1 protein-coding gene is annotated in these 228 nt (G+C 59.6%); it reads left to right on the forward strand.

The genetic code is table 11. The features are described from left to right. Window positions 1–72 precede the first annotated feature (72 nt). The coding region (rplD, locus tag RRF55_RS28360; RefSeq protein ID WP_439419349.1) for a 50S ribosomal protein L4 at window positions 73–228 on the forward strand (156 nt) is incomplete at its 3' end.

The raw sequence follows: 228 nt of genomic DNA on the forward strand, positions 1-228 counted from the left end.
GGTGCCGTTCCGGGCGCAGCGGGTGGTGACGTGATCGTTCGTCCGGCTAGCAAGGCATAAGGAGAGATGACGATGGAACTCGTTATCACGGGTAGCAACAACAAGGTCTCGGTCTCCGATGCCGTGTTCGGTCGCGATTTCAGCGAAGATCTGGTTCACCAGGTCGTCGTTGCTTACCGCAACGCCGGTCGCGCCGGCACCAAGGCACAGAAGACTCGCTCTGAAGTG

Origin of the sequence: Klebsiella sp. K47, assembly GCF_051858335.1 — a bacterium.
GTDB classification, from domain to species: Bacteria; Pseudomonadota; Gammaproteobacteria; order Enterobacterales; family Enterobacteriaceae; genus Klebsiella; species Klebsiella pneumoniae.